Here is a 21,906-nt window from a genome sequence, read left to right on the forward strand (position 1 = left end):
GCTCCCGCCGCCGGGACCGAACGGGTGAACGCCGGCTCTCGCGGGCTCGCCGCGGTCCCCGGCGAGCGGGGCGCCGGTCACCGCGGCCACCTCCCGTCGCCGCGGTCCGACGGCCGGGGCCGGCCGTCGGCGGCGAGCACCGCGTCGGCCGCGGCGTGACCGCTGCGCACGGCCCCCTCCATCGTGGCGGGCCAGCCGGTCGCCGTCCACGCGCCGGCCAGCACCAGGCCGGGGACGTCGGTGCGCGGGCCGGGCCGCAGCGCGGCCGTGCCCGGGGCCGGGTCGAATGTGGCGGTGCGCTCCCTGGTGACGAAGAAGTCCAGCACCTCGGCCCCGCCCGCGGCGGGCAGCAGCCGGGCCAGCTCCGGCAGGTAGCGGCGGCGCAGCTCGGCCACCGGCAGGTCGATCTCGTCCTGCACGGCGGACTGCGACAGCGCCAGGTACTGGGCGCCGGGGTGGGCCGCGCCGAGCGCGGTGCCGGCCAGGCCGGAGTGCGCGGTGCGGTCGAAGACCCACTGGACGGGCGAGCCGAGCGCGGCGAAGAACGGCTTGCGCAGCACCCGCCGGTCGTAGATCACGTGGACGTTGAGGATCGGCGCGGTGCCGAAGCCGGCCAGCCGCTCCTGGTCCGCGATCGCGTCCGGCGGCAGCAGCGCCGCCGCGGTGTCCTGGGCGCCGGCCAGCACCACGGTGTCGGCGGCGAGCGGCTCGTCGACGCCCTCCAGCCGGACGGCGTGCTGCGGGACGGCCGGCTTGAGCTCGCTCACCCGGGCGCGCAGCAGCACCTTCACGCCCGCGCGTTCCAGCTCGGCGAGCGCCCGGTCGTGGTGGATCACGCCGAGCGGGACGGTGGCCGCGCCGATGTCGGAGGCCCCGGGGTCGGAGAGGAGCCCGGTCTTGAACACCATGGCGGCGAGCGCCAGCGACACCTGGTCGGCCCGGGCGTTCAGGGTGGCCACGCCGACGAGGTCCCACAGCGCGGCGAGGGTGCGCTCGTTCTGGCCCTGGCGGCGCAGCCAGTCGCCGAAGGAGAGCGCGTCCAGCGCCGGGTCGGCGAGGTCGAGCCGTTGCAGCGCGAGGGCGCCGCGGACCACCCGGGCCCGGTCGGCCGGGCCCAGGTGCGGGTAGCGGGCCAGGCTGCCGGCCAGGTGCAGCGGCACCGGCAGGGCGGCGCGCCCCAGCCGGCCGAGGGTGCGCACCGGCGCGCCGACGGGCCCGGAGACGCCCAGCACGGGCACCTCCAGGCGGTCCTGGAGGTGCACCAGCCGGTTGGCCCCGAGCCGCTCCAGCAGGCCGCGATAGGCGGTGCAGCAGCGCAGGTAGACGTGCTGGCCGTTGTCGACGGTCAGCTCGCCGCGCTGGAAGGAGAAGGCCAGGCCGCCCAGCCGGGGGCGGCCCTCGGCGAGGGTCACCCGGTGGCCGGCCTCGGCCAGCCGCAGTGCGGCGGTGATGCCCGCGAGGCCACCGCCGACCACGACGGCGGCCGGGCGCGCGGCGTCGGCTCGCCCGGTCATCGGCTCTCCCCCTCGCGTCCCGCGCCCGGTCCGGTCGTGGCCGGAGCGCCCGTGGTCAATGCGGCCGGACCCGGGACCAGTGCGGTCGGGTCCGGCACAGCCGTCAACAGGGCTCTACCCAGAAGTGATTCCCCGCTGACACAGCGTGACAGAACTGTGGTAAGAATCAAGAACGCCCCCCGGCGAGCCCGGAAAGCGCCACGTACGCCTTCTCCCAGCCCGGCAGCGACACCCGGCCGCGCAGCACCGACTCCGGGTCGGCGGCGATCCGGCCGAGCAGCCGGTGGTAGATGCCCGCCATCGCGGCGGTGCAGGCCCGGCTGCGGCGGTCCAGCATCGGCAGCAGCCGCAGGCCCTCCTCGAAGGCCGCCTGGGCGCGGGCCGCCTCGAAGGCGATCAGGCCGGTGAAGTCGGCGCCGACCGGCGGCCGGGGCCGGGCGAAGCCCTCCTGGCAGCCGAACCGGACGAGGTCCTCGGTCGGCAGGTAGGTGCGGCCGTTCAGGGCGTCCTCGCGCAGGTCGCGCAGGATGTTGGTGAGCTGGAGCGCCAGGCCGAGGGTGTCGGCGTAGCGCGCGCCGCGCTCGGGGTCGTCGCAGCCGTACACGCCGAGCGACAGCCGCCCGATCGCCCCGGCCACGCACCGGCAGTAGACCTTGAGCTCCTCGTACGTCTGGTACTCGGCGCCCTTGAGGTCCATCTCGACCCCGTCGATCAGCTCGTCGAAGCCGCCGAGCGGGATCGGGAAGCGCCGGGCCGCGTCCGCCAGCGCGACCTTGACGGGGTCGGTGTCGTCCTCCGCGACGGAGCCGGCCCGGATCTCGTCCAGCAGCTCGCGGGTGCGCAGCAGGGCCTCGGCCTTGCGGTCGTCCGGGAGGTCGCCGTCGCCGATGTCGTCCACCCGGCGGGCGAGCGCGTACAGGGCCGACATGGCCAGCCGCTTCGGCTCCGGCAGCAGCCGGATGCCGTAGCTGAAGTTGCGGGCCTGCAGCCCGGTCACTGCCTCGCAGTACCGGTACGCCGCCATGACCGGCGCCGACGCCAGTGGTGATGCCGCCACTCGGGCGTTCACCTTCCCTTCGCGAAGATGGCCGCCGCCCTCGCTGCGAGGCGGCGCTTGTCCGGCTTCGCCTGCTGGGCGAGCACGTCGTACCCGGCGTCCTCGACGGCCGCCAGGGCCGCGTAACCACCTGCGGTGAATCCCGCCAGGAGCAGTCGAAGCCTCCCCCGAACCGTACCTACCAATGGCGCACCGCGGTCGAGCAGGGTGCGGGCACGGTCCGTCTGGAAGGCGATCAGGCGGCGCACGGCGGGACCGGCGCTCGGCGCGGCGAGGTCGTCCTCGGTGACGCCGAACCGCCGGAGGTCCTCGGCGGGCAGGTAGATCCGGCCCCGGGCGAGGTCCTCGGCGACGTCCTGGAGGTGCTCGACGATCTGCAGGGCGGTGCAGACGGCGTCGGACATCGCGATCCGCTCGGGGGTGGAGACGCCGGCGATGGCCAGCACCAGGCGGCCGACCGGGTCGGCGGAGAGCGTGCAGTAGCCGCGGAGGTCCTCGTAGGTGGCGTAGCGGTCGGTGGTCTGGTCGACCCGGTTGGCCCGGATCAGCCGGCGGAACGGCTCGGGGGTGAGGCCGTGGCGGTCGACCAGCGGGACCAGCGGGCGCAGCAGCGGGTGGCGGGGGGCCTCGGCCCCGGCGGGGGCGAGGGCGGTCTCGAAGACCCGGTCGAGGTCGCGCTCCAGGCCGTCCAGCAGGGCGAGCCGGAAAGCCGTCTCCTCGGGGCCGGGCCGGAGCGCCCCGGCGGAAGCGGTCCCGTCCGCGGGGGCGGCCGCGGGGGCCGGGGGCGGGGCGGGCACGCCGAGCAGTGCGGCGGTGCCGGCCGGGTCGGCGAGGTCGCCGTCCCCCGCGTCGTCGACCAGCCGGGCGAAGCCGTAGACCGTCATGAGGTCGTCGCGCCACGCGGCGGGCAGGAAGAACGGGGCGACCGGGAAGTTCTCCGCGTCCGCCTTGGCGAGGGTCGCCGCTCCCGCGGGACCTTCCACCGGACGACCGCCTCCGGGCGGGGACTCACTGTTGGGCTGGGCCGAAGCCGACACTGCTGTCACTCCCCCGTTCTACACCGCTCCGGTGACGGGCCCGAGTCGGACACGCGTCCGATCACGGGAGTCACGTCCGGCACACCACCCCCGCGCTTACAGCCTGACACCAACGACCGCGCCGGAGAAGGGCGCCTCACCCGGCGCACGGGGCGCTCACCCGGGCGGCGGCGGGCCACCCGGGGCACGACGGGGCGGGCCGGGGGCGCACGAACGACGGCGGGGCCGGTCCCGGACGTCCTCCGGTCACCGGCCCCGCCGCGCGGTCCCTGGTGGTGCGGCGCGCGGCTACGGCCGCTCGCCGCGCTCGTAGCGGCGGACGACCTCCTCGGTCGGCCCGTCCATGACGAGCTCGCCGGCCTCGATCCAGATGGTCCGCTCGCAGGTCTCGCGGATCGACGCGTTGTCGTGGCTGACCAGGAAGACCGTACCGGCCTCCTCGCGCAGCTCCGTGATCCGCTTCTTGCTGCGCTTCTGGAAGGCCTGGTCGCCGGTGGCGAGCGCCTCGTCGATGAGCAGCACGTCGTGGGTCTTGGCCGCCGCGATCGCGAAGCGCAGGCGGGCGCCCATGCCGGAGGAGTAGGTGCGCATCGGCAGCGAGATGAAGTCGCCCTTCTCGTTGATGCCCGAGAAGTCGACGATGTCCTGGTAGCGGCGCCGCACGTCGGCCGGCGACATGCCCATGGCGAGGCAGCCGAGGACGACGTTGCGCTCACCGGTCAGCTCGTTCATCAGCGCGGCGTTGACGCCGAGCAGCGAGGGCTGGCCGTTGGTGTAGATGCCGCCCTTCTCGGTCGGCAGCAGGCCGGCGATGGCCGCCAGCATGGTGGACTTGCCGGAGCCGTTGGAGCCGATCAGGCCGATCGCCTCGCCCTTGTAGGCGGTGAAGCTGACGCCCTTCACCGCGTGCACCTCGCGCACGCCGGCCCCGCGCTTGCGGCTGATGATCCGGCTGAGCGCCGAGGTGGCGCTGCCCTTGCCGGAGCCGGCGCCGTGCACCCGGTAGACGATGTGCACGTCGTCGACGACCACGGTGGGCTCGCGGGCCACGTCCGCGTCGAACACCTTGCGACGCGGGGCGGCGTCCTTCAGGTCCTTGGTCAGATCGGTCCCTCGCACGTCGGTGTCAGCCACGGCCGTACTCCTCCTCAGCCTTCCAGAAGAAGACGTATCCGATGACCAGCATGCCCACACCCCAGGCGATCGCGTACTTCCACTGGTGCGGCGGGAACTCCAGGAACTGGGGTTGGTGCTTGTTGTAGATGACGGGCGCGAGCGCGTGGCGGACCAGGTCGATGTAGACCGAGGCCGGGTTGAGCTCCATCACCTTCTGCCAGAACGGCGACCAGTCCTTGATCTTGTCGGTGATGCTGTACATGACGCCGGACAGGAACAGCCAGGCGCGCATCGCGAACGGGATCAGCTGGGAGATGTCGCTGGTCTTGGCGCCGATCCGGGCGAAGATCAGGGCGACACCGGTGTTGAACATCGACTGCAGTACCAGCGCGGGGACCACCAGGATCCACGTCCGGCCGGGCTCGACCCCGTTCAGCAGCACCACGGCGAACAGCACGACCATCGAGATCAGCAGCTGCTGGAGCTGGATCACGGTGAACGCGATCGGCAGCGAGGCGCGCGGGAAGTGCAGCGCCCGGATCAGCCCGAGGTTGTCCGCGATCGCCCGGGTGCCGGACTGCACGGCGTTCTGGGTGAACTGGAAGATGAAGACGCCGATGCAGAGCCAGGCGACGTAGTACGGGTTGTCGTCCTTGTTGCTCAGGATCTCGCCGAAGACCAGGTAGAACACCGCGCAGTTCAGCAGCGGCGTCACGACCTGCCAGATCTGGCCGAGCTTGGCGTCGGTGTACTGGGCCACCAGGCGCGCCGTGGCGAAGGCCCAGATGAAGTGGCGGCGGGCCCAGAGCTGCTTGCTGTAGGCGAACAGGCCGGGCCGTCTGCCGCTGACCGTCAGGCCGTACTTGTCCGCAAGCTGCTTGGGGGTCAGGCCCGCGTCCGCCCCCCTCGGGGCTGAGAGGCTGACGGGTTCACTCACTGTCGACACATTCGTCCTTCGCGCGGGATCGTCGGGCGGGCCGGTCGGCGGGGGTCCGCCGGCCTTGCGCCGAGGGGGATCCACTCGGATATCGGGGGGAGTGCGGCCGGTGTGTGGCCACCGGCCGTGGCGACCGTCCTACCGTACGGTCGCCGGGCGGATCAGATGACCGGCGGCCGGCCCAGCCGGGTCAGGCGCCACACGGTACGCCATCGCATGGGCCGCCGCGCACCGCAGGGTTCGCGCCAGCCCGCCTTGAACCCGCCCAGCCAGGCCTTCAGCGCCTCCGGGGAGGGGCGGCGGGCCAGCGTCAGCAGGAACCAGGTTCCCAGGTATAGAGGCACCAACAGGGCCGGAAGGTTCCGCCTCGCGAGCCAAACCCTGTTCCGGGCCACGTTGTGGAAGTAGGTGGCGTGCCGGGCGGGCGAGGTGGTGGGGTGGTGGAGCACCACGTCGGCCCGGTAGTCGATGGCCCAGCCGGCGTCCAGCGCGCGCCAGGCGAGGTCGGTCTCCTCGTGCGCGTAGAAGAACTCGGCGGGCAGCTGCCCGGCGTTCTCGAACACGGCGCAGCGCACCGCGCTCGCGCCGCCCAGGAAGGTCGTCACCCGGGAGGAGCGCAGCGGGTCGCTGGCGCGCAGCCGGGGCACGTGGCGGCGCTGGGTGACGCCGGTGTCGGGGTCGGCGATCCGGAAGCTCACGATGCCGAGCTCCGGGTCGCCGGCGAAGGCCTCGCGCAGCAGCCGGGCCGCGTCGGTGCCGGGCAGCCGGCCGTCGTCGTCCAGGAACAGCACCGCGTCGACGTCCCGGCCGTTGTGGCCGAACAGCTCGATGCCGGCGTTGCGCCCGCCCGGGATGCCGAGGTTCTCGGGCAGCTCGACGGTGCGCACGCCCTCCGGGAGCGGGGGCATCGGGACGCCCTGGGCGACCACGGCCAGCTCGACCGGCGGGCCCTGCTGGGCGCGGACCGACTCGATCAGCGCGGTCAGCTCGGCCGGGCGGTTGCCCATGGTGATGATCACAGCGCCGAGCCGGAAGGCGTCGGCGCCGGCGGCGCTGGTCGGCACGGTGCTCCCCGTCGTCCCGGTCCCCTCCACGGCGCTCCCGTTCACGGTGCTCCCCTCCACGGCGCTCCCCTCCACGGCGCTGCCCTCCACGGCGCTCCCCTCCACGCGGCTCACCGGAGCCTGCTCGACAGGACGATGCTCAGCAGGTGCAGCACGGTCTGCAGCATGGCGATCGCGGCCAGCACGACCACCGCGATCCGGGTGAAGAACAGGCCGCCGTGGACGAGGTCGGCGACGCCCGCCGCCAGGATGAACAGCGAGGCCTCGACCGCGCCGACCAGCCGGTGGAACTTGAGGAGCGAGGCCGCCCGGCGGGCCCTGGCGACACCGGCCGAGCGCGGCACCGAGGCGCTGTCCTCGACCGCCGTCATGCCGCTGCGGGCGCGGGCGACGTCGACCAGGTCGGTCTCCGACTTGATCAGGATCGCGCCGAGCGCGGCCAGGGTGCCGAGGAACGCCCACTCCCAGTGCGCGGCGCTCCCCTCGCGGTGCAGCAGGTCGGTGGCGCGCAGGCCGAGGCCGGTCAGCAGGGCCGCCTCGGACATGTAGTGGCCGACCCGGTCCAGGTAGACGCCGGTCAGCGAGGTCTGCCGGCGCCAGCGCGCCACCTCGCCGTCCACGCAGTCCAGCAGCAGGTACACCTGGATGAGCAGGGCCGCCAGCACGGCGCCCGCGATCCCCGGGACGACCAGCGCGGCGCCGGCCAGGATGCCGGTCAGCATCATCAGGTACGTCAGGCCGTTGGGCGTGATCGCCGTCACGGTGGACAGCACCCGGGTGATCCGCAGCGAGATCTTCCGCATGTAGAGCCGGCCGGCCCAGTGCTCGGCGCTCCGGCGCTGGAGCATGCCCTCCGGGTGGATCACCGCGCGCAGCTCCTCGATCGAGGGCCGGCGGATCAGGTCGACCGGCGGCGGAGCGGCCTCCGCGGCGGAGCGGTCAGCTGTTGACGGCTTGGACATAGTCGGCGTACGCGTCCCTGATTGCGGAAGGGGAGAGGTCGAGGTGCTCAAGGATGGTGAAGCGGCCCGGCCGGGTGTTCGGAGCGTAGTGCACCGCCTCGGTGAACTCCGCCTCGGTGAAGCCGATCTGAGCGGCGGTCACCGGCAGCCCGTGGTGCGCCAGACGCTCCACGATCAGGCCGGTCAGCTCGCGCTCGCCCCGCAGGAAGCTGGCGAAGGCGGCCCCGAGGCCGACCTGCTCGCCGTGCTGGGCGGACCGCTTGGGATACAGCACGTCCAGGGCATGCGAGATCTCGTGGCAGGCGCCCGACGAGGGCCGGGTGCTGCCCGCGATGTTCATCGCGATGCCGGACAGTACCAGTGCCTCCGCGAGGGCCGTGAGGAAGCCCTGGTCCTGGAGGTTGCCCGGGTGGCGCAGCAGGTTCTCGCCGGCCGAGCGGGCCATCGCGACGGCCAGGCCGTCCACCGGCTCGCCGGTCTCGGCGTGCGACAGCTCCCAGTCGGCGCAGGCCGAGATGTTGGAGACGATGTCGCCGATGCCGGCCGCGACGAAGCGCGGCGGGGCGCCGAGGATCACGTCCAGGTCGATCACGATGCCGATCGGGCTGGGCACCCCGTAGGAGCCGCGGCCGCCGACGTTGTCGAGGGTGGAGACGGGCGAGCAGATGCCGTCGTGGGCCAGGTTCGTCGGCACGGAGACCAGCGGCAGGCCGATCCGCGCGGCGGCGTACTTGGCCACGTCGATGATCTTGCCGCCGCCCAGGGCGACGACGGTGTCGTAGTGGCCGCCGTGCACGCCGCCGCGGATCTCGTCCGCCAGCCGGACGGCGCTGTCGAGGCTGCCGTCCTCGACGCTGTACCAGTCGGCGCCGGGCAGCGCCGGCTCCAGGCGGGTGCGCAGCAGCGAGCCCGAGCCGTTGCTGATCGCCACCGCGATCCGGCCGGAGGCGGACAGCCGCTGGTCGGCGAGGATGCCGCCGAGCGCGTCCAGCGCGCCCGGGCGGATCTCCACGAAGACCGGCGACGGGACCAGCCTGGTCAGTACTGGCACGCGATCTCCCGCGCCTTCGCCAGGTCGTCGTGGTTGTCGACCTCGACCCAGGAGACCTCGCCGATCGGCTGGACGTCGATCCGCAGGCCGCGGTCGACCATCTCCTGGTAGCCGTCCTCGTAGTACAGCTGGGGGTCGCGCTCGTAGGTGGCGCGCAGCGCGTCGGCGAGGTCGGCGGCGGCGGAGGGGTTGATCACGGTGACGCCGATGTACTCGCCGGTGGCCTCGGAGGGGTCCATCAGCTTGGTGATGCGGCGCATGCCGGCGGTGGGGTGGACGACCACCTTCATCTCCTCGTCGGCGAGGCGCTTCACCGTGTCGAGGGCGAGCAGGATGCCGGGCTCGCGGCCCTCGGCGGCCAGCCGGGCGTTGCCCTCCAGCATGGTGCGCTGGACCGAGACCGGGTGGACGGTGTCGCCGTTGGCGAGCAGCAGGCCCTCGGTGAAGAGGTCACGGGCGCACCAGAGGGAGTAGGCGTTGTTCCACTCCTCGGCCTTGTCGTTCTCGACCAGGGTCAGCTTCACGCCGTACGTGCGCTCCAGGGCGTCCTTGCGCTCCTCGACCGCCTCCTTGCGGTAGCCGACGACGATCGCGGCCTCGCGCAGGCCGACCTCGGCGAAGTTGCCGAGGGTGAGGTCCAGGACGGTCCGCTCCCCGTCGACCGGCACCAGTGCCTTGGGCAGGGTGTCGGTGTACGGGCGCAGTCGGCGGCCGGCGCCGGCTGCCAGAACGAGGCCGATCATGCGGGGTCTCCTGATCCGTCGTGCGGTGCGCGGCCGCGCGCGGCTACCGGGAGTCTCCGGGTGACCGGCGATGGCGCGCCGGGGCCGCCGAGATGCGGCCGCGGTGTCCTATGTGATGGTAGGCGACCACGGCGACCAGCCCGAACGCGGCCGGAGCGTCGAACACAGATCGAACACATCTCGAACAGACCTGCGAGCGCGGCGCCCGTCCCCGGCCACCGGACGCCGCCATCGCGCCGGGTTGTGCGTGGGACCTCTGCGCGGTGCCACCCGTACGGCAGACTGGGGCGCGACGCCACCGGTGCGAGCCGTGGTTGCTCCCCGTGCTCCCGAAGTGCTCCCGAAGCTGCCGAAAGAGGCCTCATGCCCCAGAGCCTGCCGACCGACCGCCCGACCCACCTCGACCCGCAGGCCGGTCCCGGCACCGACGCCGGTCCGGACGCCGGTGCGGACGCCGGGCTCGACAACGCGCTCGACACCGGTGTGGACACCGGCCTCGACGTCGAGACCGACGTGGACACCGCCGCGCGGTCCGCCGGCGCGCCGCAGGAGATCCTGCTGGAGCTGGTGGACGACGAGGGCGTCACCATCGGCACCGGCGAGAAGCTCTGGGCCCACCAGCAGCCCGGCCGGCTGCACCGGGCGTTCTCGGTGTTCCTCTTCGACCGGCAGGGCCGGATGCTGCTGCAGCGCCGGGCGCTCGGCAAGTACCACTCCCCCGGCGTCTGGTCGAACACCGCCTGCGGCCACCCCTACCCCGACGAACAGCCGTTCGTGGCCGCCGCCCGGCGCACCGCCGAGGAGCTGGGCGTCGCCCCGGCGCTGCTCTGCGAGGCGGGCACGGTCCGCTACGACCTGCCGGACGAGGCGTCCGGGCTGATCGAGCGGGAGTGGAACCACCTGTTCGTGGGCCTGGTCACCGGGCCGGTGCGGCCGGCCCCGGAGGAGGTGGACGACTACGCCTTCGTGACCGCCGAGGAGCTGCGCGCGCTGCAGGCGGAGCGGCCGTTCTCGGTGTGGTTCCGGACCGTCTTCGAGGCCGCCCTGCCGGGGATCCGCGAGATCGCCGGGAACACCTGGTAGGTCCGGCCGGGCGCCTCGCCCCCCGGTCAGGCGCGGTCCCCCCGGGGGAGCGGCAGCGAGGCCCAGATCACCTTGCCGCCCTCCCCCGCCTTCTCCACGTCACAGACCCCGCCGGCCTGCAGCGTGACGCTCTTCACCAGCAGCAGCCCGCGCCCGCCGGTCCGCCCGGCGTCGGCCGCCAGCGCCTTCGGCCGGTACGGGTCGCCGTCCTGGACGGCGACCCGTACCCAGCCGCCGCGCACCGCCAGCTCGGTGGTCACCTCCGGCGACAGCTCGGCGGCGTGCGTCACCGCGTTGCCGACCAGCTCGGAGACGATCAGCAGCAGGTCGTCCACCAGCTCCTGGTAGCGGATCTCCGCCAGCCCCTGGGCCAGCAGCCGGTCGCGCACCGCGTGCCGGGTGCGCGGCACCGACGCCTCCTCGGCCGGCACGGTGAACCGCCACACCCCCTCGACGGGCCCGCCGCACGCCGCCGCCTCGTCCTCGCTGATCCGCTCCACGTCCAGCCGTCCTTCGTCCGCGACCCTGGAATCAGGCGTTCCGCTCACGGCGCCCTCGGTCCACAGAGGCTAGGAGAGCCGCCCCCGGGCCCGGGGCACCGTCGACAACTTGCCCGTGTCGGACCATCCACGCCCGTTCCCGACTGTTCACCGTCCGCAACTCGACCGTTTACCGCCGTCGAACCACCGCTTCGCGCACTCCTGCGAACCGTCCCCCGGACCCCCACCATCCCCACCCGGGAAACGCAGGTGAGAAGCACTCCGAAACCCTGGTAATGTTCTCTCTGTCGCCGAGGGGGCGAGCAGAAATCCCCCGAAGCACACACCCCGTCCGGGTGGCGGAATGGCAGACGCGCTAGCTTGAGGTGCTAGTGCCCTTTATCGGGCGTGGGGGTTCAAGTCCCCCCTCGGACACCATGGATTCCCCGTGGGAACTCGAAAGAGATCCCACGGGGAATTTCCTTTTCCCCGGCCGCTTTCCGGCCGCTTTCCGGCTGCTTTCCCGCCGCTTTCCCGCCGGTTCCCGACCGGCTCCCGACCGGCTCCGGGTCACTTTCCGGGCGCCCCGCCGCACCCCCGTCCCACACCCCCGGCACCCCCGCCGGCGCCGGTGCGACATACCGCCAACAGCGTGATGGTTCGGGCACGAGATGACAACGATCAGGTGTTTTGTCTCGCATTTGAGGCTGATCTGAGGTTTCGCCCGATTTCGCCGTTTAGGCTGTCTCCGTTTGTCCGGAAAACCAAGTGACACGATGAGACAGAGGACCGATACGGTGAGTGAACCCGAGTCGACGACGGCATCCCATCAGCACTACCGCCGCTCGCTCGGCACGATCAGCCTCACCGCCGTGGGTCTGGGGTCGATCATCGGGTCCGGCTGGCTCTTCGGGGCCGAGCGGGCGGCTCGGCTGGCCGGGCCGGCGTCGATCGTCGCGTGGGTGATCGGGGCGGCCGTCGCGCTGACCATCGCGCTCACCTACAGCGAGCTCGGGTCGATGTTCCCGAAGGCCGGCGGCATGGTCCGGTACGGGCAGTACTCGCACGGGTCGCTGGCCGGGTACCTGGCCGCCTGGGCCAACTGGATCGCCATCGTCTCGGTCATCCCCGGCGAGGCGACCGCCTCGGTGCAGTACATGAGCTCCTGGGACTTCGGGTGGGCCAGAGGGCTCTACGACGGGAAGGAGCTGTCGGTCAGCGGCGTGGCGCTGGCCAGTGTGCTGCTCCTGGTGTACTTCGCGCTGAACTGGTTCGCGATCACGCTGTTCGCCAAGACCAACACCGCGATCACCGTCTTCAAGGTCGTCGTCCCCACGCTCACCGCCGGGGCCCTGCTGTTCGCGCACTTCGACACCGCGCACTTCACCGACCACGGCGGCTTCGCCCCGAACGGCTGGAGCGCGGTGTTCACGGCGGTGGCCGTCTCCGGCATCGTCTGGGCGTTCAACGGCTTCCAGTCCCCGCTCAACCTGGCCGGCGAGGCCCGCAACCCCGGCAAGTCGCTGCCGAAGGCCGTGATCGGCTCGATCCTGATCGCCCTGGTGATCTACGTCGCGCTGCAGATCGCCTTCCTCGGCGCCGTCCCGACCGCCGACCTGGCCAACGGCTGGAGCGGCCTCGGCTACACCTCCCCGCTCGCCGACCTCGCCATCGCCTGGGGCCTGAACTGGCTCGCGCTGCTGCTGTACGCCGACGCCTTCGTCTCCCCCAGCGGCACCGGCATGATCTACGCCGCCACCACCTCCCGGATGATCCACGGCGTCCAGGAGAACGGCCACCTGCCGTCCGTCTTCGGCCGGGTCGACCGCAGGACCGGCATCCCGCGCCCGGCGCTGGTGCTCAACCTGGTCGTCGCCTTCGGCTTCCTCGCGGTCTTCCGCGGCTGGGGCTCGCTCGCCGAGATCGTCTCGGTGGCCACCGTGATCTCCTACATCACCGGCCCGGTCGCCGTGATGGCGCTGCGCCGCCTGGCGCCCGAGCTGCCGCGCCCGGTCCGGCTGCGCGCGATGCCGGTGATCGCCCCGGTCGCCATGGTCTTCGGTTCGCTGGTCCTCTACTGGGCCCGCTGGCCGCTCACCGGCAAGGTCATCCTGCTGATGGCCGCCGGTCTGCCGATCTGGGCCTGGTACGAGCTGCGCAAGCCGTTCTCCGAGCTGAAGCCTCACCTCAAGGCGGGCGCCTGGATGATCGCCTACCTCTTCGTGATGGCCGGCGTCTCCTGGGCCGGCTCCGCCGACTTCGGCGGCCACGGCTACCTGCCGGAGGGCTGGGACCTCCTGGTCGTCGCCGCGATCGGCCTCGCCTTCTACGCCTGGGGCCTGCGCAGCGCCTGGCCCAACCCCACCCTCGCCGCGGTCAAGCGCGAACTCCTGGACACCGACGGCGCGCCCAGGCCCGCTCCGGAGGGGGCCGCGGTTCCCCAGGCCTGACAGCCACCGCACATGGGAAAGCGCCGGCCGGGCGTCGTCCGGCCGGCGCTTTCGCATGCAGGTCCAGGGGGGGCAGCCGTACGTATTTCGTTGGTCAGGGGGCAATAGTTTCATCATCTTCCATTCAGCCGGGGGCGGCTGCCAGCATCGGCGGACCGTCGCCGCCTGAGGGAGATGCCGATGAACCGCCCCCGTCCTCTGCGTTGTCTGGCCGCGCTGGCGCTGGTGGCCCTGGCCGCCACCGCCTGCGGGCGATCCGACCAGGGTTCCGCCGCCGCACCGGGTGCGGGCGGCGGGGCCGCGGACACCGCCGGGAAGAGCTCGGCCGAGCTGGTGCCCGGGAAGTACAAGCAGGCCGGTGTGCTGAGAGTGGCGACCGCCGTCGGGTACCCGCCGATGGAGATGTACAAGCCCGGCACCACCGAGCTGACCGGCGTCGACCCGGACCTCGCCGCGGCGATCGCGGCGAAGCTCGGGCTGAAGCTGGAGATGACCAACGCCTCGTTCGACGGGCTGATCCCGGGCCTCCAGGCCGGCCGGTTCGACCTGGTGATGTCCTCGATGACCGACAGCGAGCAGCGGCGCCAGGCCGTGGACTTCGTCGACTACTTCCGCACCGGCGGGGTCGTCATGACGACCAAGGACAACCCGCTGGGCATCAAGTCCCTGGAGGACCTCTGCGGCAAGCAGGTGGTGCTGGCCAAGGGCAGCTCCAACCTGGAGATCGGCGAGCAGCAGAACGGCAAGTGCGCCGAGAAGATGACCATCTCGCAGAGCGAGGACGCGCCGACCGGGCTGCTGCAGCTCGACAGCGGGCGGGCCGTCGCCACCATCGTGGACTACCCGGTGGCGCAGATGTTCGCGCAGAAGAACACCGCGTACCAGGTGCTGCCCGAGCAGTACGGGACGGCGCCGTGGGGCATCGCGGTGGCGAAGAAGGAGAGCGGGCTGCGCGACGCGGTGCAGCGGGCGCTCCAGGAGCTGATCGACTCGGGCGAGTACCGCACGGTGCTCGACACCTACGAGGTCGGCGGCAGCGCGGTCACCAAGGCCACCGTCAACACGGTCGGGCAGTGAGTGCGGTGGCGGACGACGGCATGAGAGGGGCCACGGCGACCGTGCCCGTGGCGTCGGCGGGCGAGGACGACCTCGCGCTGCGGGTCACCGGGCGGCCCCGGCCCGGGCGGTGGGTGGCCGTCCTGGTGGCGGCGTTCGTAGCGGTCTGGCTGGCCTACACGATCATCGTCAATCCCAACCTGCATTGGGACATCATCGCGAAGTACCAGTTCGACGGGGTGATCCTGGAGGGCCTGTGGGTCACCGTCCAGCTGACCCTCATCTCGCAGGTGGCCGGCATCGTGATCGGTGTGCTGGCGGCGGTGATGCAGCTGTCGGACAGCCCGGTGCTGCGGGCCACGGCCGGCGCGTACACGTGGTTCTTCCGCGGGACGCCGCTGCTGGTGCAGCTGATCTTCTGGTTCAACCTCGCGCTGCTGATCCCCGAGATCAGCATCGGGATCCCGTTCGACGGGCCGAAGCTGGTCAGCTGGCAGACGAACTCGCTGATCACCGGCTTCGTGGCGGCGCTGCTGGGCCTGTCGATCAACGAGGGCGCCTACATGTCGGAGATCGTCCGGGCCGGCATCCAGAGCGTCGACCCCGGGCAGCGGGAGGCCGCGGCGGCCCTGGGCATGTCCAACCGGCAGATCCTCGTCCGGGTGGTGCTGCCGCAGGCGATGCGGGTGATCATCCCGCCGTTCGGGAACCAGTTCATCTCGATGCTGAAGACCACCTCGCTGGTCTCGGTGATCGCGGGCGCCGATCTGATGACGGTCTCGCAGCACCTGTACCTGGCGAACTTCGAGGTCATCGCGCTGCTGGTGGTGGCGTCGATCTGGTACCTGGTGCTGACGACCATCGCGAGCGTCGCGCAGCACGCCGTGGAGCGGAAGTTCAGCCCCGGGACGCAGCCGGCGCGACCGGCGCTGGGGCAGCGGGTGCTGCGCAACCTGCGGCCCGGTGCGAGGAAGACGGGCGCGAAGACGGACGTGAGGACCGGTGTGAAGACGAAGGGGGCGGCGAAGTGACGGTGGCGACGGACGAGGTGATCCTCTCGGCGCGCGGCGTGCGGAAGCGGTTCGGCGACCTGGAGGTGCTGCGCGGGATCGACCTGGAGGTGCGGTGCGGGGAGGTGCTCTGCGTGATCGGGCCCTCCGGCTCCGGCAAGTCCACCCTGCTGCGCTGCTTCAATCACCTGGAGAAGATCGACGCCGGGCGGATCGCCGTCAACGGCGAGCTGATCGGCTACGAGCCGGCCGGCTCCGGCGGCACCACGCTGCGCGAGCGGCGGCCCAAGGACATCCAGCGCCAGCGCGAGCGGATCGGCATGGTGTTCCAGCGCTTCCACCTGTTCCCGCACCGCACCGCGGTGCAGAACGTGATGGAGGGACCGGTCGCCGTCCAGGGCCGCGGCCGGGCCGAGGCCGAGCGGCAGGCCCGTGAGCTGCTGCACCGGGTCGGCCTCGCCGACCGGGCCGACCACTACCCCGGCCAGCTGTCCGGCGGGCAGCAGCAGCGGGTGGCGATCGCCCGGGCACTGGCCATGGAGCCGACGCTGATGCTGTTCGACGAGCCCACCTCCGCGCTCGACCCCGAACTCGTCGGGGAGGTGCTGGGCGTGATGCGCGACCTGGCCCGCAGCGGGATGACCATGATCGTGGTCACCCATGAGATGGGGTTCGCCCGCGAGGTCGCCGACCGGGTCGTCTTCATGGACCAGGGGGCGGTCGTCGAGGCCGGACGCCCGGACGAGTTCTTCTCCGCCCCGCGCCACGAGCGCACCCGGTCCTTCCTGGCGACGGTGCTGTGATGGCGGCCGTGGAACTCCTGGTGCGCGGCGGCCTGCTGGTGGACGGCACCGGGGCGCCGGCGCGGCCCGCCGACCTCGCGGTGGCGGACGGGCGGGTCACCGTGCTGCCGCCCGGGGACGGCGCGGGCGCGGCCGGCGGCCGTGAGGTGCCGGTCGTCGACGCGACCGGACTGGTCGTCACCCCCGGGTTCATCGACGTGCACACCCACTCCGACGCGCTCGCCGCCGTCGGCGGGCCGGACCCGGCACCGGGCGCCGCCCCCCGGGACACCGCGTGGGACGCCCTGGAGGAGCTGCGGCTCGCCCCGCTCCTCCAGGGCGTGACCACCGAGATCAGCGGCAACTGCGGCAGCAGCCTCTTCCCCTGCCTGCCCGAGCGGCTCCCGGAGCTGGCCGAGCACCTGCGGGTGACCTTCGGCATCGGCCCGGTCGGCCCGGCCGAGGACTTCGCCGCCTTCGCCGCCGCCCAGCGGCCCGCGCTGCGGCGCAACCACCTGGCCTCGCTGGTCGGCCACGGCACGCTGCGCGCCGGCGTGATGGGCTTCGCCGACCGACCGCCCCGGCCGGACGAACTGGCCGCGATGTGCGACCTGCTCGACCGGGCCCTCACCGAGGGCGCGGCCGGGCTCTCCACCGGGCTGATCTACCCGCCCGGCACCTACGCCGACACCGCCGAGATCGTGGAGCTCGCCCGCGTCGCGGCCCGGCACGGCAAGCCGTACGTCACCCATCTGCGGGACGAGATGTCCCAGGTGGAGAAGGCCCTGGAGGAGGCGCTGGAGATCGCCGAACGCTCCGGCGCGCCGCTGCAGGTCTCCCACCACAAGACGGCCGGCCGGCACGCCTGGGGTGCCACCCTGCGCACCCTGCCCCGGCTGGAGCAGGCCCGGGCGGACGGCCTCGACGTGCTGTGCGACGTCTACCCCTACACCGCGGGCAGTACGGTGCTGCACGCGATGCTGCCGCCGTGGGCCAGCGAGGGCGGGATCGGCGCGCTGCTGGAGCGGCTGCGCGGCCCGGAGGTGCGCGAGCGGATCCGGGCGGACATCGCGGGCGGCGTGGACGGCTGGGAGAACACCGTCGGCAACGGCGGCTGGGACCTCATCGCGGTCGCCGCCGCCCCGGCCCGCCGCGCGGCGGAGGGCCACCGGATCGCCGACCTGGCGGCCGCGGGCGGGGTCGACCCGGTCGACTACGTCTGCGACCTGCTGCTCGACTCCCAGGGGGAGGTGACCATCATCAGCCACTCGATGCGCGAGGACGACGTCCGCCGGGTGCTGGCCAGCCCGCTGTCGATGATCGGCTCGGACGGCGTGCCCAAGCCCGGGCGGCCGCATCCGCGCTGGGCGGGCAGCTTCGCCCGGGTCCTCGGCCACTACGGCCGGGACGAGGGGCTGCTGTCGCTGGAGAGCGCGGTGCACAAGATGACCGGGCTGCCGGCGCAGCGGTTCCGGCTCGCCGGGCGCGGGGTGGTCCGCGACGGCGCGGTGGCGGACCTGGTGGTGCTGGACCCGGAGGCCGTGCGGGACACGGCCACCTTCGAGCGGCCGCTGCTGCCGCCGCAGGGGGTGGCGGCCGTGCTGGTCGCCGGGCAGGTCGCGGTGCGCGACGGGCGGGCGACGGACGCCCGGGCCGGAGAGGTGGTACGGGTCCGATGATCCTGGCGCAGGTGGCGGCCGCCGCACGGTCGGCGGCCGCACTGCCGATGACCCTGGCGGTCGCGGCGGTGGACGTGGACGCGGACCTCGACGCGCAGCCGGTGCCCGGCACCGGCGGGGAACCGGCCGGGGGACACGGCACGGGCTACGGCGGGACTCACGGAACGGACTACGGCGCGGGCTACGGCGTGGGGCCCGGCCGGGGTTCGGTCGGGGTGGACGACACGGTGGTGCTGCCGGTCGCCAGTGCCTCCAAGCTCCTGCTGCTCGCCGAGGTGGCGCGCCGGCTGGACGCCGGGGAGCTGCGGGCGGACGCGGCGGTGCCGATCGCCGACGAGGACGTGACCGGGGGCACCGGGCTGCTGCGCCGGCTCTCGCGCACGGGCACGGGCACCGGCCCGGGTGCGACGGCGGGTGCGGGCCGCGACGCGTGCGGCTGGACCGTCGAGGACCTGGCCTGGCTGACCGCCTCGGTCAGCGACAACACGGCCACCAACGCGCTGCTGCGCACGGTCGGCCTGCCCGCCACCGAACGGCTCGCCCGGGACCTCGGGCTGACGGACCTGACCCTGCACGACCGGGTCCGCGACGTCCGCGGGCCCGGGGTGCCGCCGGTGTTCGCCACCGGGACGGCCCGGGACCTCGCGCGGCTGGTCGCGCTGGCCGTCCGGGGCGACCTCGTCTCGCCGGGCGCGTCGGCGCGGCTGCTGGAGTGGATGCGCTCCAACACCGACCACGGGCTGGTGCCGGCGCTCGTCCAGCACGACCCGTACGCGGAGTGCTTCCCCGACCCGCTGCCCGGCGGGCTGCTGGTCGCCAACAAGACCGGGACCGACACCGGGGTGCGGGCCGACGCCGGGGTGCTGATCGGCGCCCGGCGGGTGGCGTACGCGGTGATCGCGCACTGGGACGTGACGCTCGGGCCGAGCACGGAGCGGGCGGCGGTGCACGCCATCCGCGAGGTCGGGCGGGCGCTCGCGGCGGGCGCGCAGCGCGGTGAGCCGGCGACCTGCGCACTGCTGCGGCAGCCGGGCGGGTGAGCGCGGGAGCCCGGGACCGGTGATGAGCGGCCGCCGGGGTGGTCAGGACCACTGGAATTCGAGCAGTGACCTGACCTCCCCGGCGGCCGCGCGCAGTTCGCCGAGGAAGGTGCGGACGGCGGGGTTGCGGTTGGTGGCCCGGGTGGCCACGCCGACCCGGCGGTGCAGCTGGGGGTGGTCCAGGCGGCAGACGTGCACACCGGCGGTGTCGGCGAGGCCGAGGGCCGGGATCAGGGCGACGCCCATGCCGGCCCGGGCGAGGTTGATCGTCACCTGGTAGTGGTCGCTGCGGCAGCGCACCCGGGGGCGGAACCCCTCGGCGGCGCAGGCGCGTTCCAGCACCGGTTCGCCGGTCGAACCGCCGTGGGTGCCGATCCAGCTCTCGCCGTCGAGCTCGGCGAGCCGGACCAGGGCCCGGCGCCCGAGCCGGTGGCGCAGCGGCACGATCAGCAACTGCGGCTCGTCGAAGTAGAGTTGGACCTCGGCCACGCCCTGGCGGCTCGCCTGCCGGATCCACGGGTCGAGCGGGTGCTCGAAGACCACCGCCGCGTCCAGGCGGCCGGCCTCCAGGTCGGGGAGCAGCTCGTGCGGCTGGCCCATGATGAGTTCGAGCTCGACCTGCGGGTGGCGGGCGGAGAACGCGGTGAGCGCGCGGGGCAGCAGGTCGAGGCCGGCCGAGGCGAAGAAGCCGAGGCGCAGCACACCCGCCGTGCCCTCGGAGTGGGCGCGCAGGTCGTCCTGGGCGACGGCCATGAGGTCGGCGATCGCCTGGGCGTGCTCGGCCAGCCGGACGCCGGCCGGGGTCAGCCGCAGGGACTGCGGCTGACGTTCGACCAGCGCGACGCCCAGCTCCTGTTCGAGCCGGGCGAGCTGGTGGGAGACGGCGGACGGGCTGAGGTGGAGCGCCTGCGCCGCGGCCACGATGGTGCCCCGGCGGGCGATCTCCAGCAGGACGAGCAGACGGGCGCTGTTCAGCATCGGGCCAGGGTAGGTCATCGTGGCTGGTCAGGGGCGGAAGGCGGCTCGGCGGGCCGGGTCGCTCCCTCGCTGCGGCGGGGTCCCGGGGCGGCGGGGCGGCGGGGTCCCGGGGCGGGATCCCGGGACGGGAAGGAGCGGACCGGTCCACCCGCCGGGAGCGCTCACGGCGGGTGGACCGGCCTGCTGGGGGCCGCCGGGTCAGGCGGCGGGAACGGGAACGGGGACGGAAACGGGGGCGGCGGGGCCGTCCGCGTCGAGGCGGAGCAGGTCCTCCTCGGTCTCCCGGCGCACCACCACCCGGGCGTCGCCGTCCCGGACGAAGACCACGGCCGGGCGCGGCAGCTTGTTGTAGTTCGAGGCCATCGCGTAGCCGTAGGCGCCGGTGACCGGGGTGGCGAGCACGTCGCCGATCCGCAGACCGGCCGGGAGGGCGGCGTCGTCGACGATGACGTCGCCGCTCTCGCAGTGCTTGCCGACCAGCCGGGCGCGCAGCGGCCGCGGCTCCTGCGGGCAGCGCGGCAGGAACGCCTCGTAGCGCGCGCCGTACAGGGCCGGGCGGAGGTTGTCGCTCATCCCGCCGTCGACGCTCACGTACGTCCGGACGCCGGTGATCCGCTTGACCGTGCCCACCTCGTAGAGGGTCATGCCGGCCCGCGCGGTGATCGAACGCCCCGGCTCGACGCCGACCTCGCCCGTCCAGCCGGCCCCGCGGACGGCCGCGCGCACCCGGTCCGCCCACACCGCGAAGGACGGCGCGCTCTGGCCCGCGAGGTACGCGACGCCGAGTCCGCCGCCCACCGTCAGCCGGGCGACCCCGCTGTCCACCGCGAACCGGGCCACGGCGGCGGCGCCGTCGGCGAGCTCGGCCGGGTCCAGGACCTGCGAGCCGACGTGGGCGTGGACGCCCTCCAGCCGGATCGCCGGCGAGGCCGCGGCCCGGCGGACGGCGGCCTCGGCGGCGCCGTCGGCGAGGCCGAAGCCGAACTTGGAGTCGTGCCCGCCGGTGCGGATCGCCTCGTGGGCACCGGCCGCGACCCCCGGCGCCACCCGCAGCTGGACGCGGGCCGGCGGCAGGCCCTCCTCGGCGACCAGGCGCTCGATCCGGTCCAGTTCGTCGAAGCTGTCGACCACGACGTGCCGCAGGCCGGCGGTGAGGGCGGTGCGCAGTTCGGCCCCGCTCTTGTTGTTGCCGTGCAGCACGATCCGTTCCGGGGAGACCCCGGCGTGCAGGGCGGTGCGCAGTTCGCCGCCGGAGGCGACGTCCAGCAGCAGGCCCTCCTCGGCGGCGAGCCGGGCCATCGCGGTGCAGAGGAAGGCCTTCGAGGCGTAGGCGACGTTGTCCGGGCCGAAGGCGGCGACGGCCTCGCGGCAGCGGCGGCGCAGGTGCTCCTCGTCGTAGACGAAGAGCGGGGTGCCGAACCGGCGGGCGAGTTCCGTCAGCGGCACGCCGCCGACGGCCAGCCCGGCGGGGCCCGTCTCGGCGGTGAGCGGCAGCAGTCCGGCGTCGACGGGCGGCGCGGCGGCGGGCTGGGGATCGGCGGACCGGACGTCGGCGGACGACGGGGCGGCGGCGGGCGAGACAGACGACACGGATTCCTCCCGGCGGGCTGGTTCGTCTGCCATCCTCGGCCGGGCGGGAGGAGTCGGAAAAGCGCATTCTTCCGACCCTGAGCGGTACCGCTTTCGATGCTCCACCGCCGGCGCTCCCACGCCGGGCACGGCGACGCTCCCGCGCCGGGCACGGCGATGCACCGGCCTCGGGCAGCAGCACGCCGGCCGCGGGCGGGGGTGGGGGGGCGGGGCCCGGCCCGGGGGCTGGGGGGGGGGAGCCGCGGCCGCCGCAGGGGGCCCCCCGCGCGGTTGGGGCC

Annotated in this window: 19 protein-coding genes and 1 tRNA gene; 8 read left to right on the top strand and 12 right to left on the bottom strand. The window is 73.7% G+C overall.

Going from position 1 to position 21,906, the window contains the following annotated elements:
• Positions 1 to 77: 77 nt before the first annotated feature.
• The 9 genes from hpnE to ACFXAM_RS20585 all read right to left on the bottom strand — a co-directional run bounded on the left by hpnE (position 78) and on the right by ACFXAM_RS20585 (position 9,481).
• Positions 78 to 1,514 carry a hydroxysqualene dehydroxylase HpnE gene (hpnE, locus tag ACFXAM_RS20545; RefSeq protein ID WP_380293197.1) on the bottom strand — a complete coding sequence of 479 codons (1,437 nt, stop codon included), beginning with the start codon at positions 1,512 to 1,514 and terminating at the stop codon, positions 78 to 80.
• Positions 1,515 to 1,680: 166 nt separating this feature from the next.
• On the bottom strand, positions 1,681 to 2,538 hold the full coding sequence (hpnD, locus tag ACFXAM_RS20550) for a presqualene diphosphate synthase HpnD (RefSeq protein ID WP_380293220.1): 858 nt from the start codon (positions 2,536 to 2,538) through the stop codon (positions 1,681 to 1,683).
• Positions 2,539 to 2,579: 41 nt separating this feature from the next.
• The gene (gene hpnC / locus ACFXAM_RS20555) at positions 2,580 to 3,554 is read right to left on the bottom strand and encodes a squalene synthase HpnC (protein WP_380293199.1); all 975 of its coding nucleotides are present in this window, start codon (positions 3,552 to 3,554) and stop codon (positions 2,580 to 2,582) included.
• A gap of 342 nt (positions 3,555 to 3,896) precedes the next feature.
• Positions 3,897 to 4,700, bottom strand: coding sequence for an ABC transporter ATP-binding protein (locus tag ACFXAM_RS20560; protein WP_380293222.1), 804 nt, complete (start codon positions 4,698 to 4,700; stop codon positions 3,897 to 3,899).
• Between the two features lie 34 nt (positions 4,701 to 4,734).
• The gene (locus ACFXAM_RS20565; RefSeq protein WP_380293201.1) at positions 4,735 to 5,670 is read right to left on the bottom strand and encodes an ABC transporter permease; all 936 of its coding nucleotides are present in this window, start codon (positions 5,668 to 5,670) and stop codon (positions 4,735 to 4,737) included.
• Positions 5,671 to 5,822: 152 nt separating this feature from the next.
• Entirely contained in the window at positions 5,823 to 6,668 is an 846-nt protein-coding gene (locus ACFXAM_RS20570; RefSeq protein ID WP_380293224.1) for a glycosyltransferase family 2 protein, read from the bottom strand.
• Positions 6,669 to 6,835: 167 nt separating this feature from the next.
• Positions 6,836 to 7,573: a CDP-alcohol phosphatidyltransferase family protein gene (locus tag ACFXAM_RS20575; RefSeq protein ID WP_380293226.1), complete on the bottom strand. Its 738-nt coding sequence runs from the start codon at positions 7,571 to 7,573 to the stop codon at positions 6,836 to 6,838.
• A 91-nt stretch (positions 7,574 to 7,664) separates the two neighbouring features.
• The gene (locus ACFXAM_RS20580) at positions 7,665 to 8,738 is read right to left on the bottom strand and encodes an iron-containing alcohol dehydrogenase family protein (protein WP_380293203.1); all 1,074 of its coding nucleotides are present in this window, start codon (positions 8,736 to 8,738) and stop codon (positions 7,665 to 7,667) included.
• Positions 8,726 to 9,481: a sugar phosphate nucleotidyltransferase gene (locus ACFXAM_RS20585; RefSeq protein WP_380293205.1), complete on the bottom strand. Its 756-nt coding sequence runs from the start codon at positions 9,479 to 9,481 to the stop codon at positions 8,726 to 8,728. The genes ACFXAM_RS20580 and ACFXAM_RS20585 overlap by 13 nt, the downstream gene beginning before the upstream one ends.
• A gap of 513 nt (positions 9,482 to 9,994) precedes the next feature.
• On the opposite strand from ACFXAM_RS20585, the gene idi reads away from it, so the two are divergent.
• A complete protein-coding gene (gene idi / locus ACFXAM_RS20590) occupies positions 9,995 to 10,564 on the top strand; it encodes an isopentenyl-diphosphate Delta-isomerase (RefSeq protein ID WP_380293228.1) in 570 nt (189 codons plus the stop codon).
• A 26-nt stretch (positions 10,565 to 10,590) separates the two neighbouring features.
• Here the strand turns inward: idi and ACFXAM_RS20595 are convergent, their stop codons facing one another.
• The gene (locus ACFXAM_RS20595; RefSeq protein ID WP_380293230.1) at positions 10,591 to 11,055 is read right to left on the bottom strand and encodes an ATP-binding protein; all 465 of its coding nucleotides are present in this window, start codon (positions 11,053 to 11,055) and stop codon (positions 10,591 to 10,593) included.
• 338 nt (positions 11,056 to 11,393) lie between these two features.
• On the opposite strand from ACFXAM_RS20595, the gene ACFXAM_RS20600 reads away from it, so the two are divergent.
• From ACFXAM_RS20600 to ACFXAM_RS20630, 7 genes are all read left to right on the top strand, one after another.
• Positions 11,394 to 11,481: transfer RNA gene (locus tag ACFXAM_RS20600), tRNA-Leu, on the top strand.
• A gap of 359 nt (positions 11,482 to 11,840) precedes the next feature.
• Positions 11,841 to 13,493: an APC family permease gene (locus ACFXAM_RS20605; RefSeq protein ID WP_380293207.1), complete on the top strand. Its 1,653-nt coding sequence runs from the start codon at positions 11,841 to 11,843 to the stop codon at positions 13,491 to 13,493.
• Between the two features lie 180 nt (positions 13,494 to 13,673).
• Complete coding sequence (locus ACFXAM_RS20610) at positions 13,674 to 14,570, top strand: ABC transporter substrate-binding protein (RefSeq protein ID WP_380293209.1); 897 nt, start codon at positions 13,674 to 13,676, stop codon at positions 14,568 to 14,570.
• Between the two features lie 20 nt (positions 14,571 to 14,590).
• Complete coding sequence (locus ACFXAM_RS20615; protein ID WP_380293211.1) at positions 14,591 to 15,580, top strand: amino acid ABC transporter permease; 990 nt, start codon at positions 14,591 to 14,593, stop codon at positions 15,578 to 15,580.
• Positions 15,581 to 15,600: 20 nt separating this feature from the next.
• A complete protein-coding gene (locus ACFXAM_RS20620) occupies positions 15,601 to 16,362 on the top strand; it encodes an amino acid ABC transporter ATP-binding protein (protein ID WP_380293232.1) in 762 nt (253 codons plus the stop codon).
• A complete protein-coding gene (locus ACFXAM_RS20625; RefSeq protein WP_380293213.1) occupies positions 16,362 to 18,020 on the top strand; it encodes an amidohydrolase family protein in 1,659 nt (552 codons plus the stop codon). The genes ACFXAM_RS20620 and ACFXAM_RS20625 overlap by 1 nt, the downstream gene beginning before the upstream one ends.
• Positions 18,017 to 19,060 carry a serine hydrolase gene (locus ACFXAM_RS20630; protein ID WP_380293214.1) on the top strand — a complete coding sequence of 348 codons (1,044 nt, stop codon included), beginning with the start codon at positions 18,017 to 18,019 and terminating at the stop codon, positions 19,058 to 19,060. The genes ACFXAM_RS20625 and ACFXAM_RS20630 overlap by 4 nt, the downstream gene beginning before the upstream one ends.
• 42 nt (positions 19,061 to 19,102) lie before the next feature.
• Here the strand turns inward: ACFXAM_RS20630 and ACFXAM_RS20635 are convergent, their stop codons facing one another.
• Positions 19,103 to 20,038, bottom strand: a complete 936-nt coding sequence (locus tag ACFXAM_RS20635) for a LysR family transcriptional regulator (RefSeq protein WP_380293216.1) — start codon at positions 20,036 to 20,038, stop codon at positions 19,103 to 19,105.
• A 198-nt stretch (positions 20,039 to 20,236) separates the two neighbouring features.
• Positions 20,237 to 21,628: a diaminopimelate decarboxylase gene (gene lysA / locus ACFXAM_RS20640; RefSeq protein ID WP_380293218.1), complete on the bottom strand. Its 1,392-nt coding sequence runs from the start codon at positions 21,626 to 21,628 to the stop codon at positions 20,237 to 20,239.
• Between the last annotated feature and the right edge of the window lie 278 nt (positions 21,629 to 21,906).

Origin of the sequence: Kitasatospora sp. NPDC059462, assembly GCF_042749955.1 — a bacterium.
Lineage (GTDB): Bacteria > Actinomycetota > Actinomycetes > Streptomycetales > Streptomycetaceae > Kitasatospora.

What these genes read in the sequence shown, in the direction of transcription:
- ACFXAM_RS20615 (WP_380293211.1), top strand. Translation starts at nt 14,591, where the DNA reads ATGAGAGGGGCCACGGCGACCGTGCCCGTGGCGTCGGCGGGCGAGGAC.
- hpnE (WP_380293197.1), bottom strand. Translation starts at nt 1,514, where the DNA reads ATGACCGGGCGAGCCGACGCCGCGCGCCCGGCCGCCGTCGTGGTCGGC.
- hpnD (WP_380293220.1), bottom strand. Translation starts at nt 2,538, where the DNA reads ATGGCGGCGTACCGGTACTGCGAGGCAGTGACCGGGCTGCAGGCCCGC.
- ACFXAM_RS20610 (WP_380293209.1), top strand. Translation starts at nt 13,674, where the DNA reads ATGAACCGCCCCCGTCCTCTGCGTTGTCTGGCCGCGCTGGCGCTGGTG.
- ACFXAM_RS20585 (WP_380293205.1), bottom strand. Translation starts at nt 9,481, where the DNA reads ATGATCGGCCTCGTTCTGGCAGCCGGCGCCGGCCGCCGACTGCGCCCG.
- ACFXAM_RS20635 (WP_380293216.1), bottom strand. Translation starts at nt 20,038, where the DNA reads ATGCTGAACAGCGCCCGTCTGCTCGTCCTGCTGGAGATCGCCCGCCGG.
- ACFXAM_RS20630 (WP_380293214.1), top strand. Translation starts at nt 18,017, where the DNA reads ATGATCCTGGCGCAGGTGGCGGCCGCCGCACGGTCGGCGGCCGCACTG.
- ACFXAM_RS20570 (WP_380293224.1), bottom strand. Translation starts at nt 6,668, where the DNA reads ATGGGCAACCGCCCGGCCGAGCTGACCGCGCTGATCGAGTCGGTCCGC.
- ACFXAM_RS20625 (WP_380293213.1), top strand. Translation starts at nt 16,362, where the DNA reads ATGGCGGCCGTGGAACTCCTGGTGCGCGGCGGCCTGCTGGTGGACGGC.
- ACFXAM_RS20575 (WP_380293226.1), bottom strand. Translation starts at nt 7,573, where the DNA reads ATGCTCCAGCGCCGGAGCGCCGAGCACTGGGCCGGCCGGCTCTACATG.